Source organism: uncultured Fretibacterium sp. (assembly GCF_938030725.1).
GTDB lineage: Bacteria > Synergistota > Synergistia > Synergistales > Aminobacteriaceae > Fretibacterium.
In genome coordinates this window covers 1-12,415 of sequence record NZ_CALHIQ010000114.1, presented here as the reverse complement: position 1 = coordinate 12,415, position 12,415 = coordinate 1, and the positions used below count along the sequence as shown (strand labels likewise).

General features: G+C 66.0%; 12 protein-coding genes. 2 read left to right on the top strand and 10 right to left on the bottom strand.

Going from position 1 to position 12,415, the window contains the following annotated elements; all coding sequences use genetic code 11:
- Positions 1-157: 157 nt before the first annotated feature.
- Entirely contained in the window at positions 158-1,126 is a 969-nt protein-coding gene (locus Q0629_RS06735; protein ID WP_298780528.1) for an ROK family protein, read from the bottom strand.
- A 79-nt stretch (positions 1,127-1,205) separates the two neighbouring features.
- Positions 1,206-4,379 carry a DEAD/DEAH box helicase gene (locus Q0629_RS06730; protein ID WP_298780525.1) on the bottom strand — a complete coding sequence of 1,058 codons (3,174 nt, stop codon included), beginning with the start codon at positions 4,377-4,379 and terminating at the stop codon, positions 1,206-1,208.
- A gap of 237 nt (positions 4,380-4,616) precedes the next feature.
- Here Q0629_RS06730 and Q0629_RS06725 point away from each other — a divergent pair, with 237 nt between their 5' ends.
- Both Q0629_RS06725 and Q0629_RS06720 read left to right on the top strand, forming a co-directional pair.
- Complete coding sequence (locus Q0629_RS06725; RefSeq protein ID WP_298780531.1) at positions 4,617-5,471, top strand: NAD(P)-dependent oxidoreductase; 855 nt, start codon at positions 4,617-4,619, stop codon at positions 5,469-5,471.
- 106 nt (positions 5,472-5,577) lie between these two features.
- Positions 5,578-5,868, top strand: coding sequence for a virulence protein (locus Q0629_RS06720; RefSeq protein WP_298780523.1), 291 nt, complete (start codon positions 5,578-5,580; stop codon positions 5,866-5,868).
- A 67-nt stretch (positions 5,869-5,935) separates the two neighbouring features.
- Here Q0629_RS06720 and flgC read toward each other — a convergent pair whose 3' ends face one another.
- The 8 genes from flgC to Q0629_RS06680 form a co-directional block, all read right to left on the bottom strand.
- Positions 5,936-6,355, bottom strand: coding sequence for a flagellar basal body rod protein FlgC (gene flgC / locus Q0629_RS06715; RefSeq protein WP_298780521.1), 420 nt, complete (start codon positions 6,353-6,355; stop codon positions 5,936-5,938).
- 17 nt (positions 6,356-6,372) lie between these two features.
- Positions 6,373-6,774: a flagellar basal body rod protein FlgB gene (flgB, locus tag Q0629_RS06710; RefSeq protein WP_298780519.1), complete on the bottom strand. Its 402-nt coding sequence runs from the start codon at positions 6,772-6,774 to the stop codon at positions 6,373-6,375.
- 53 nt (positions 6,775-6,827) lie between these two features.
- Positions 6,828-7,751: a GTP-sensing pleiotropic transcriptional regulator CodY gene (gene codY, locus Q0629_RS06705; RefSeq protein ID WP_298780517.1), complete on the bottom strand. Its 924-nt coding sequence runs from the start codon at positions 7,749-7,751 to the stop codon at positions 6,828-6,830.
- A 208-nt stretch (positions 7,752-7,959) separates the two neighbouring features.
- Positions 7,960-9,366 carry an ATP-dependent protease ATPase subunit HslU gene (gene hslU / locus Q0629_RS06700; protein WP_298780515.1) on the bottom strand — a complete coding sequence of 469 codons (1,407 nt, stop codon included), beginning with the start codon at positions 9,364-9,366 and terminating at the stop codon, positions 7,960-7,962.
- Entirely contained in the window at positions 9,363-9,905 is a 543-nt protein-coding gene (gene hslV / locus Q0629_RS06695) for an ATP-dependent protease subunit HslV (protein ID WP_298780513.1), read from the bottom strand. Before hslV ends, hslU begins: the two co-directional genes overlap by 4 nt.
- Before the next feature lie 55 nt (positions 9,906-9,960).
- Positions 9,961-10,899 (bottom strand): tyrosine-type recombinase/integrase, encoded by a 939-nt coding sequence (locus Q0629_RS06690; RefSeq protein ID WP_298780510.1) that lies wholly within the window; start codon positions 10,897-10,899, stop codon positions 9,961-9,963.
- Positions 10,900-11,115: 216 nt separating this feature from the next.
- A complete protein-coding gene (locus Q0629_RS06685) occupies positions 11,116-11,280 on the bottom strand; it encodes a hypothetical protein (RefSeq protein ID WP_298780507.1) in 165 nt (54 codons plus the stop codon).
- A 251-nt stretch (positions 11,281-11,531) separates the two neighbouring features.
- On the bottom strand, positions 11,532-12,415 hold an 884-nt coding region (locus Q0629_RS06680), incomplete at its 5' end, for a histidine kinase (protein ID WP_298780504.1).

Below are 12,415 nucleotides of genomic sequence, written 5' to 3'. Positions count from 1 at the left end.
TCCCGACCTCTTCCGTGCGAGGGAAGCGCGCTCCCAGCTGCGCTACAGCCCCGTTGCCACAACAGCGTGTATTCTACCCGTATTCCCCGAACTTGTCAATAACTTTTTGCGAGCTTTTTTCCGGCCTTTCCGTCCCTTCCCCTTCGGTGGCCAGAGCTCACTCCCTATAGGCCACCTTCGCCGCCATCGCCGCGCCCACCAGCCCCGCCTTGTAGCCCAGCGTGCAGGAGACCAGGCGCGTCGCCCGGTCGTCCTCGTAATCGCGGCCGTAGAGCTCCGCCGCAACCTTCCGCCGCAGGGGGACCAGCAGCCGCTCGCCCTGCTTGCCAACGCCTCCGCCAATGCCGACGACCTCCGGCTGAAGGCCGTTGACGAGGTTTGCCACCCCACAGGCCAGGTAGTCCGTGTACTCGTCCACCACTCGAATGGCGCCCGGATCCCCGGCCTCGGCGGCGACGAAGGAGGTGTGCCCTCCAACGCGCCCCTCGCGGCGCGCCATCTCCGCCATCGGACCCTTCGGGTCGGCCGCGATGGCCTCGTTCGTCATCGCGATGAGTCCCGTGGCCGAGGCGTAAGCCTCAAAGCACCCCCGGCGGCCGCAGGTGCAGGGGCGTCCCCCGTGGACGATGACCATGTGCCCAAACTCACACGCAGCGGAGTTGTACCCCGCCCATATCCTCCCGTCGATGACGAAGCCCGACCCGATGCCCGTCCCCAGCGTGATGATCATGGCACTCGACGCCCCCATGGCACAGCCCGCCACGACCTCGCCCAACGCTGCGGCGTTGGCGTCGTTCTCCACCCGCGCGGGCAGGCCCAGGGCTTCGGTCAGCATTGGGCCCAGCAGGAAATCGCGCCAGCCCAGGTTGTTGTTGTAGAGCACCGTGCCCTCCTCGGAGCGCACCATCCCCGGACACCCGACGCCCACGGCGCGCACCTTCTCCCACCCCAAGCCGCTGGCCGCGACCACCTGCCTCACGCCCTCAAGGATGTCCTGAAGCACGACCTCCTGGGGCCGCTCCGCCCCCGTCACGATCGCCATCTCGCTGACGATGGAGCCCGATGAGCTCACGACGCCGATCTTGACGCTCGTGCCGCCGACGTCGACGCCGACGTAATACGTCATACCCCTCACCCTCCCTGTTATGAACGTGCAATCATCCTGCGCCGTCGCTCCCGAAACGAAGGACGAACGCGCGGTTCCCTCAGCGCTCCACGCGGCCGGCAGCGCCTGATTCTGTGCCCAACCGACCGCTTTCGCCGGAGCCATGAGCGGCCGGGTTCCCTGTCATCCCCTCCCCGGCGCGCCGCATGGCGCCGACGAGGGCCTCCGCCCCGACGAGGCCTCCTGGGCCGGCCGCCCGGGCGCGCATCACCGTCCAGCCCCGCTCCGACCCAAGGGAAGGGGCCAGGAGCCCTATGTCGCCCGAAACGGTCGTGCCGTCCTGACGGACCGACACCTTCTCCAGGCCAAAGCGGCCTCCAAAGTTGCGCAGGGCCGTCATCGCCGCCAGGAGGCGCACCTCCTTGGGCGGCGTGCCGAAGCGGTCACGGACCTCCTCCATCAGGGCGGCCAGCTCGTCCAGCCCCACCGTCTGGAGCAGCCGGCGATAGATCGTCACGCGCACGTCCTCCTGCGGGATGTAGAACGTGGGGACGGAGCCGCCGTGGTCGAAGCTGAGGTCCGTCATCCTCGTTTCCTCGCCGCGCAGGCGACGAAGCTCCTGCTCCAGCATCCTGTAGAACACGTGAAAGCTGCCGCTTCTGGCGCTTCCATGCTGGCTGGTCCCGCCGATCTCCCCGCCGCCCCGGATGTCCAGGTCGCGCCGGGCGATGGCGTAGCCCGACCCCAGGTCCGTCATGGTGGAGATGGCCTCCAGCCGGTCCGCCGTTTCCCGCGGCAGGACCTCCCGGTCCGGGTAGAAGAAGTAGGCGAAGGCGTTCTCGCCCCGCCGGCCCACGCGCCCGCGCAGCTGGTACATCTGAGCCAGCCCCAGCTCCTGGGAGTCGTCCACGATGATGGTGTTGGCCCGCCCCACGTCCAGCCCGCTCTCGATGATGGTCGTCGCCACCAGGACGTCGATCTTGCCGGCGTAAAAGTCCATCATCGTGCGCTCCAGATCGCGCCCCGCCATCTGGCCGTGAGCGATCTGGACGTTCGCCTCAGGGAAGAAGGCCTTTAGCGTGCGGGCCTGCTCCTCCATCCGCGAGATTCGATTCACCACGAAGTAGACCTGTCCGCCGCGGTTCAGCTCGTAGGCCACGGCCTTGCGCACCAGGGGCGCCTGCCAGGGGCCGGCGAAGGTCGTCACGGGCAGACGGTCCTCCGGCGGGGTCGAGAGGACCGAGATGCTGCGCAGCCCCCTCAGGGCCATGGCCAGGGTACGGGGGATGGGCGTGGCGGAGAGGCTCAGGATGTCCACGGCGCCGTAGGCGCGCTTCAGCCCCTCCTTGTGCATGACGCCGAAGCGGTGCTCCTCGTCGATGACCAAAAGCCCCAGGTCCTTGAAGCGCACGCCCTTCTGCAGCAGCTTGTGCGTGCCGATGATGACGTCCACCGCCCCCTCCTCCGCACGGGCCAGCGTCGCGGCGGCCTCCTTCCGCGACACGAAGCGCGAGAGCAGCCCCACGCTGACGGGGAAGCCCGCAAGCCGGGACTGGAAGGTGGCAAAGTGCTGCTGCGCCAGGATCGTGGTCGGCGCCAGGACGCAGACCTGACGGCCCGACGCCACGACGCGGAAGGCGGCGCGCAGGGCCACCTCCGTCTTGCCGAAGCCCACGTCCCCAACCAGCAGGCGGTCCATGGGGAAGCGGCTCGACAGGTCCGCCATGATCTCCGCCGTCGCTCGGAGCTGATCCGCCGTTTCGTTGAAGAGGAAGGCACGGACGAAGTCGTTGTAGAGCTCCTCCGGCGCAGCAAAGGGCTCCCGCCTCTCCAGCTCGCGGCGCGCGTATATCTCGAGGAGCGCCTTCGCCTCCTCCTTGGCGCGCTCCTTGTCCTTCTCCACGCTCTTCCGCCAGCGGGTGCCGCGCAGCGAGTCCAGCTGCGTTTCCTCGTTCTCGTGCTCGGCGAGAGGCGTCAGCTTGTGGGCCTGCAGGACGGGGACGAGCAGGCGCTGATCGTCCGCGAACTCGACGATCAGCGCGTCCGAGGCCACGCCGGCCGTGACCACCTCCCGGATGCCGCGAAAGGCGCCGACGCCGTAGTCCTCGTGAACGACGAGCTGTCCTTCGGAGAGGCGGTCCCGCCACTCCACGGGGGCGCGCCACTCCGAGGTCGAGCCGGAGGCGGAAACGCCGGAGAGCTCCCGGTCGGAGATGAACGCCCGACCGGACGACCGGTCCTCGAAGCCCGACGTCAGGACGGCCTCCCGAAGCTCAAGCCCCTCCCCCAGGACGCTGAAGGGCCCTTTTTCCCGGTCCAGGAAGCGGGGGTTCGTCGTGAGGGCCGCGACGCGGCAGCCCTGGGATTCGAGGTCCCGGCACAGGCGCAGGACCACGTTCAGGTCCCCCTTGAAGGGAGGCAGGGGGCTGACGTCCAGCTCGGCGTCCGCGGCCTCCGTGGAGTCCGTGATCCTCAGGTGCGGCAGCCGGGCCAGCACCTTGATGATCTCCCCCCAGTCCTTTACGGCCTTCTCCTCCGTCCCCGCCGACAGCTCCTGCCAGAGCCAGTGAAAGGAGGTCGCCTGGGCCTCCAGCCTCTGGGGGTCGAAGAGAAGGACGCGGACGTCACCGGGCAGCATCTCCGCGGGGACGCCCTCCGTCGCCGTCGCCATGCCGTGGAGGCTCACCTCATCCAGCTCCGTGGCGCTCTTCTGCGTGGAGGGGTGAAACGCCGTGATGCGGTCGAGGTCCTCGTCGAAGAACTCAAAGCGAAGGGGCAGGGCGTGGGCGGGGTCGAAGACGTCCATGATGAAGCCGCGAAGGACGTACTGTCCCGGCGACCACACGAGGTCCGCCCGCTGGTATCCGTTGCGCTCCAGCCAGGCGGCGAGGCGATCCCTGGCGTAGTCCTCTCCCCGCCGGACGGAGAGCTCCGACTCCCCCAGAAGGCAGGGGGCCATCAGCGCGCCGGGCGTGGCGGCCAACACGCCGCCCTCCCCCGTCCAGCGGCGGATCGTTTCGCCTCGCTCCAGCAGCAGGGGACGGCTCTTGACGGACTCGGAGGTGAGGGGGAGCTCGGACAGCAGCATGGCCGGCCGGTCCGGGAACAGGGCACGGCTGTCCGCGGCCAGCTCCGAGGCCTGCCGCAGGTCCGGAAGCACCGCGAGGGTCCGCCCCGCGGGACACATCCAGGCGCGTGCCGCCCCTCCCGCGCGGTCCAGCACCGCTCCGCCGCTTCGCCACAGGGTGCCGGCCTCCTCCAAGCTCCTCAGCACAGGACGTCTTTCCCTCACAGGCAATCCCTCCGCTCCAAAGTTCCGGCCGCTCAGGCGGCCGATGGCTCTAATGTATTTTATCCCGTCCTCCGGCAAAATGCCCGCGGAGTTTGGGCGTTTTGGAGCGCAGCGGCCGTTTGTGCTATGATTCAGAAGGTCCGATCACGGCAGGGGCTGAGGCCGTCGCGCGGGCGGCCTCGCGGATCGCATTCCAAAGGGGGTATCACATTGAGGAAAGTGGGTTTTATCGGCGTGGGCATCATGGGGAAGTCCATGGTGCGCAACCTGATGAAGGCGGGCTTTGAGCTCCGCATCTTCGCGCGGGACAGGGCGAAGGTCGCCGACGTGATCGCGGAGGGCGCGGCCTTCAGCAGCACCATCGCGGAGTGCGTCAAGGGCTGCAGCGAGGTCATCACGATGGTGGGCTTCCCAAAGGACGTTGAGGAGGTCTACTTCGGGGCCGGGAACGTCCTGGACAGCGCGGAGCGGGGCGCCTGCCTCATCGACATGACCACCAGCAGCCCGACGCTGGCCGAACGGCTCTACGCCGAGGGCACGAAGCGCGGCTTCCGGGTGATGGACGCCCCCGTGACCGGCGGCGAAACGGGCGCGCGGGACGGGACGCTCTCCATCCTGGCGGGAGGCGACAGGGCGGACTACGAGGCCTGCATGCCCCTGTTCCGCGCCATGGGCGCCAACGTCAACTACCAGGGCAAGGCGGGCTGCGGCCAGCACGCGAAGCTGACAAACCAGATCATGATCGCGGGGACGCTCTCCGGCGTGTGCGAGGCCATCGCCTACGCACGGGCCAAGGAGCTGGACCTCGAAGTGTTGATGAAGTCCCTGTCCACCGGCGCGGCGGCCAGCAAACAGTTGGACGCCTACTGGCCCAAAATCACGGATAACGATTTTCAGCCGAGTTTCTTTCTCAAGCACTTCCTGAAGGACCTGACGCTGGCCTCGGAAGAGGCGGCGCAGAGCCACCTGCACCTGGAGGTCCTGGCTCAGGTGACGGAGGACTACGGAGAGCTGGCCCGCGACGGGTTCGGGGACATGGGGACCCAGGCGCTGATCAAGCACTACGAACGGTAGCGCCGAGCGGTCGGGATGAGGTTCGGCCATCGAGTCCACGATCGTTCGTGATACAATGACCTTGGAGAGGCTGCTGCAACATTGAAACTCCGAAGGAGGGGCGAGCGTGTACGCGATTGCGTTTGACCTGAAGATTGCGGAACTCAAGAAGAATTATGGGGAGCCCTACAACGGGGCCTATCAGGAGATCAACGAAGAACTCAAGAAAGCGGGCTTTGAGTGGACGCAGGGGAGCGTCTATCTCTCCATGAAGGACGAGGATAACCTTACCGCCGTGTATAAGGCGATCAACGCGCTTTCAAGGATTGAGTGGTTCAAAAATTCCGTGCGCGACATCCGGGCTTTTAAGGTCGAGGACTGGTCGGACTTTACCGACGTCGTCAAGGGACTGGATTAGGGTCTGGAGATCACGTGAGCCCCGACTTCCGTCGGGGCTCACCGGTTTTGCAGGGTTCGGGCAGGGTCTAGGCCCTCATGACCTCCAGGGCACCGTTCCACATCTCGCGCGCCGTGGTGACGACGGAGAGGTTCGCCTCGTAGGCACGGCTGGCCACCAGCATGTCCGTCATCTCCCGCACCAGGTTGACGTTGGGATAGGCCACGTAGCCGTCCTTGTCCGCATCCGGATGGTCCGGCTGATAGGTCATCCGCGGGGCCGTCTGGTCCTCGGTGATGGCCGTGACGCGCACGCCGCCGATGTCGCGGTAGCCGCCGATGGTCTTGTCGAGCATCTCCGCGAAGACGGGCACGCGCCGCTTGTAGGGCCCGCCGCTCAGCGTTCGGGTCGTGTTGATGTTCGCCAGGTTGGAGGAGATCGTGTCCATCCACAGGCGATGGGCCGTCAGGGCACTGCCCGCGACCTCCATGCTGTCAAAGATTTTCATGACAGGAACGCCTCCCTCTAACGGCCCGCGATGACGGACTTCAAAAGCGCCGTCTTGCCCGCGGCGACGCGCATCATCGCCCCGTACATCATGCGGGTTTCCGACAGCACGGCCATCTCGCGCTCCGGGTCCACGTTGTTCCCGTCCAGGCGGTAGATCTCGTCCGAAACCTTGATCTCGGAGGCCCTGACGTCCGCCATGCGCAGGGGATGAGAGGGGATGTGTCCCGCATCCGTCACCGTCATGTGCAGCTTTCTGCCCTTCTCCATGACCTCGCGCATCTGGTCCTCAAAGGAAACGTTCCGGCGGGCGTAGCCCGGCGTGTTGGCGTTCGCCACGTTTCTCGACACCGCCTTGAAGCGCTCGGCAAGGCACTCCGTCTCCTTCTCCACGACGCTCCAGGTGTAATCTCCCAGCACGGCCCTCACCCCTTTCTTCGCTATTATACACCACGAAGCGTTCCGCGGCCCCTTCAGTACAACACGCGGGGGGTGGTGGCCACGCCCAGCTCCTCCACGAAGAGCGGGCTCAGCACCTTGATGTAGGTGCCCTTCATCCCCAGGCTGCGGCTCTCGATGAGCCCCGCGCTCTCCAGCTTGCGAAGCGCATTGACGATGACGCTGCGCGTCACCCCCACGCGGTCCGCCACCTTGCTCGCGATGGCGACCCCTTCGAGCCCGTCGATCTCCGCCAGGATGTGCTTCATGGAGGCCACTTCGGAGTAGGAGAGGGCTCGCATCGCCATCTGCACGGCAATGCGGTCGCGGGAGCGCTCCTCGATCGTCCGGTTGCGCTCGTTCAGGATTTCGATGCCCACCAGCGTGCCCAGGTACTCCGCCAGCAGGAGGTCCCGAAGCAGGAACGGGGCGTGGAAGCGGACCAGCAGCACCGTCCCCAGCCGCTCCGCCGCAGCGCCGATGATGGGTACGTACATCAGGTGCTTCTCCGGCCGCTCGCCCTCGTAGTCGTCGTCGAAGAGGAAGGCGTCCTCGTCGTGGACCTCGGAGTCCCTGCACCGGTTCATCCGGACCACGAACTCCTCCGGCATGACGCCGTCCCTCATGCTGTCCGACAGGGCCTTGGACTCGTAGTCCGGAAGCCAGTTGTGCCCCAGCAGCTTGCCGCCCTTGTCCACGATGTAGACGTTTGCCGTGGAAAATTCGGAGAGGAGCCGGGACAACCTGTCGTAGTCCAGAAGGTCCCCCTCCCGGCGGTTCTGCAGCGCCCGGCCCACCTGCCGCGTCTTCTCAAGGATGTCCTCCATCGCCTTCGTCACCGCTTCCGAGCAGGGCCCCGCTTCCCACCCGCTATCCGTGACGGAAGCGCTCAGGATATCCAGCGTCCCCTCAGCTTTCGCTTCCTTCGTTCCACGTCGCTTCTCAGTTCTCTTTGCCATCAATAGAATTCCTCCTGGGGATGACCGGCGGAGGAACCGCACGGCCATCCACTGCGTCAAGATTTAGAAACGGGGCCAACGCGACACGCGATGCCGCACGCTGTGATTCGCCCGTCTGCTGTCCTGTTGCTACAGTATAACAATAATTTCACGACAATTCAACACAATAGAGAGGGCGCTAACCCAAATTCGCTGCCAGACCGGCAGGTCACAGAAGATAACGTCGTATGTCACGGTCCTCCACGAGGGAGGCGAGGCGCTCGCGCACGAGGTCCGCGGTGATCTCGATTCGTTCGACGCTCCGGTCGCAGACGCTGAAGCTGATCTCCTCCAGCAACTGCTCCATCATCGTGTGCAGCCGCCTGGCCCCGATGTCCTCCATCTCGGCGTTCATCTTGCTGGAGAGCTTGGCGATCTCCGCCGTCGCCTCCTCCGTGAAGACCAGCTCCGTGCCTTCCGTCGAGATGAGGGCCGTGTACTGGCGGATGAGGCTGTTCTCCGGCTCCGTCAGGATCTGCTGCAGGTTCTCCCAGCTCAGGGGCTCCAGCTCCACGCGGATGGGGAACCGCCCCTGCAGCTCCGGGATGAGGTCCGACGGCTTCACCCCGCTGAAAGCGCCCGCCGCGATGAAGAGGATGTGGTCCGTCTTGACGGGGCCATAGCGCGTCTGGACGACGCTGCCCTCCACGATGGGCAGGAGGTCGCGCTGCACGCCCTCGCGGCTCACGTCCGGGCCCGTGCTGCCGCCCCGGACTACCACCTTGTCCAGCTCGTCCAGGAACACGATGCCGTCCTCCTGAACGATCTCCAGCGCCTCCCGCGCCAGCGTTTCCTTGTCGATGAGCTTCTCCGCCTCCTCGGACTGGAAGATGCGCAGCGCCTCCTTCACCTTCATGTGGCGCTTCCTGGAGCGCTTCGGCAGGATCCCGCTCAGCATCTCGCTGATGTTGACGCCCATGCTGTCCATGCCCGAAGCCCCCATGATGGGGGTCGTCGTCACGGCGTCCGTCACCTCGACGTCCACCTCCCGGTCGTCCAGCCTGCCCGCCCTGAGCATCTCCAGCAGTCGAGTGCGCGTCCTGGCGTTCTCCTCGACCTGTCCCTGCTCCTCTCGCTCCTCCTCCGCAGCCTCCTCATTGGAGGCTCCAAAGGCCTTCATGAGGTCCGGCATGGAGAACTTACGCTCCTTTTTGGGGAGCATCGCGTCCAGCAGCCTCTGCTCCGCCCGCTCCAGGGCGGGGGCCTGCATCGTTTCGAGCATCCGCCGGCGCACCATGGCGACGCCGAACTCCGTCAGATCGCGAATGATCGTTTCCACGTCGCGGCCCACGTAGCCCACCTCGGTAAACTTCGTCGCCTCCACCTTGATGAAGGGCGCGTCCGAGAGCGTCGCCAGGCGGCGGGCGATCTCCGTCTTACCCACCCCCGTCGGCCCCACCATCAGGATGTTCTTCGGCATGATCTCGTGCGCCATCTCCGGGGGCAGCGCCCGCCGGCGCAGGCGGTTCCTCAGCGCGATGGCCACGGCCCGCTTGGCCTTGTCCTGTCCCACGATGTAGCGGTTCAGGTACTCGATGATCCGTGAGGGCGTCAGCGCAGAATTCAGCCCGCTCATTCTCCAAGCACCTCCAGGGTCACGACGCTGTCCGTGTAGATGCAGATCTCGGCAGCCAGCTCGATGGCGCGACGCGCAATGCGATCCGGACTCCAGTCCGTGGCCTCCCGCAGCGCCCGGCCTGCCGCCAACGCGTAGCCGGACCCGGACCCAATGGAGGCCACGTCCCCCTCCGGCTCCAGGATGTCCCCCGCCCCGCTCAGGAGCAGCGTCATGCTCCTGTCCGCCGCCAGCATCATGGCCTCGAGCCGGCGCAGCGCCTTGTCCATGCGCCACTCGCGCACCAGCTTCACGGCCCCCTTCATCAGGTCGCCCTTCTCCTGCTCCAGGCAGTTCTCAAAGCGTTCCAAAAGCGTCATGGCGTCCGCCGTGCTGCCGGCGAACCCCGTCAATATCTTTCCTCCCAGCAGTGGACGCACCTTGCGCGCCCCGGACTTGATGATCTGACTCCCAAGCGTCACCTGGCCGTCCCCCGCCATGGCGACCCGCGCTCCATCCCGAACGCAGACAATCGTCGTTCCCGTAAACAGCGTGATCATCCTTTCAGAAAAATGCCAATCCATCATTTCGACACAGGCCACCGGCAGTACGGGCTCATTCCCCGTCCGTGCCGACGTGGGCTCTGGGGTGGGCCGCCGCGTAGCTCTCCTTCATCCATGAGGCGCTGACCGTTAGGTAGATCTGAGTCGTGGCAAGGCTCTCGTGTCCCAAAAACTCCTGGACGAACTTCAGGGACGCCCCACGCTCCAGAAGGTGCGTCGCACAACTGTGGCGCAGGACGTGAGGCGTTACCCCCTCAAGCCCCGCCCGGGCCGCGAGGGCCTTCACGACGCGGTGCACCGTGCGGACCGTGATGGGCTTCAGACCGGTCCGCCTCCTTCGCCCCTCCTTGCCGGGGCTGCCCGCTCCCTCGTGCCCCACGAAGACGAAGGGGCCGAGGGCCTCCGTCCCGCGCAGAGCCGTCAGCGCGCGCTGGGCGCAGCGGCCAAACGGCACGCGCCGCTCCTTGCTGCCCTTGCCCAGGATGATGAGCCAGCGCTCGTCCAGGTCCACGTCCTCCCAACGCAGGCTGGTCAACTCCGAAACGCGAAGCCCACAGCCGTAGAGGACCTCCAGGATCGCCGTGTCCCGCAGCGCCTCCTCCGACGCCCCCGCCTCAGCAAAGAGGCGCTCCACCGCCTCCTCGCTGAGGGCGCGGGGAATGCGCCGGGGCGCGCCGGGGCCCCGCAGGTTTCGGGCCGGGTCTCGCTCCAGGACACCGCGCTCCTTCAGGAAGGCGAAGAAGCTTCGGAGGGACGAGAGCTTTCGCGCCACCGTCGCCTTGGCATACCCCCAGCCGAAGAGCGCCCGCAGGTACGCCCTCAATATCGGCGCCTCCACCAACCGGGCCTCCGACACGCCGCACCCCTCAAGGTACTCCGCAAACTGCTTGAGGTCCGAGGCGTAGTTGACCAGAGTGTGCTCCGATTGCGATCTGTTCTGCACCGACTCCACAAAGACGTCGATCAGATGGTCCATCATCTCTGCAGTCATTTTTAAATAATACCAATTTTTGGGATAATTACAAGGATTTTTCTCAAAATGTTCTCAATCGTAAAACGGGCCGAAACTCACGGTGAGCTTCGGCCCGTTCCTCAGACTTCATCTTTATTCAGCAGGAAAAACCGGGTTAAAGGGCGACCGCGCCCTGTCGTTCCACGTTAGAAAAAGAAGCGGCCCTCGCCGCTGTGAAGCCTGGGGCCGCGCTCCCTAGGCATAGAGCCGGCGCATCGCGCCGCTGCGATCCTTCAGGTAAAGCGCAATACCCTTCAGCGCCCCGTCCTCGCCGCGCACGGCGGGGACCAGAGAGCCGTCCGACGTAAGCCACAGGGGCATCTCGTCGGAGTAGACCAGCTTGGTCGTCTCACATCCCATCCTTTCACCTCCCTCCTGCAAAGGAGGACACCACCTCCGCATCAAGTTTTGCATGACCCCGCAGCCAAGCGTTCATGAGGCCAACGCGGCGTTCATAGTACCCCGACCGGCGCGAAATGTCAAACTGGTGGGGCGGAATTACGCGGAAGGGCGGAGGCAAGGCCATTACGGATCGATTCGAAACCTTGCGGGGAGGGCTGAGCCGGCGCTGCTGGGGAGGTGTCGTCAGGGGAGAAGGCAACCCCTCCGCCTCACTCCCCCTTCCCGGTCCTCAGGGGCACCTTGAAGGAGATCGTCGTCCCCTTTCCGATGACGCTGCTCACCGCAAACTCCCCGCCCTGGACCGTAACCCGCTCCTCCATGTTCTGCAGGCCGTAGGAGCCCCGCTCCCGCGCCGCCGACTTCTCCTTCTCCACGTCGAAGCCCTTGCCGTCGTCGATGATCAGGACCCGGACGATACGCCGGGAGTTGCCGATCGTGACCTTCACGTGAGGGGCGCCGCTCTTCGCGGCGTTGACGACGGCCTGGTGAATGGTCTTGAAGACGTTGCCCCGCTGGAGCAGGGGGACCTCCTCCAGCTTGCCCGTCAGCTTCCACGTCAGCTCCGTGCCCCAGCTTCGCTTCACCTGGTCCGCCAGGCGCTTCAGTGGCACCTCGAACCCCATGTCGATCCCCGTCGGGCTGAGGCCGAACAAAAGGGATCGGACCTCGCTGAGCCCGCCCCGCAACTGGCTCAACGCCAGCTTCAGCTCTCCTGCCGCCTCGGAGTACTCCCCCCGGGACATGAGCTCCTGAGCCATCTCAAGGGTCAGGCCAAGGGCCGAAAAGGACTGGGTGGGCCCGTCGTGCAGCTCCTGGGCGAAGGATCGGGCCTCGCGCTCGGCGATCTGAAAGGCCGTGACCAGCGCGCTGTCGTTGACGATCTCCGCCGCCTGGGCCGCAGGCATCGCCTCCGGCAACGCCACCAGGTTCATCACCATCCGCAGGCGCGTCCCCATGCTCTCGCTCTTAGAAACGAGGCGCGACAGGGTGCGCTCCTCCTTCTGCAGCTCGTCCCGTCGCTGCGTCAGGTTGCGGTAACGTTCCTCAAGCAGGGCGTGCAGCTTCATGGACTCCGAGGCCCGGTCGTAGACCT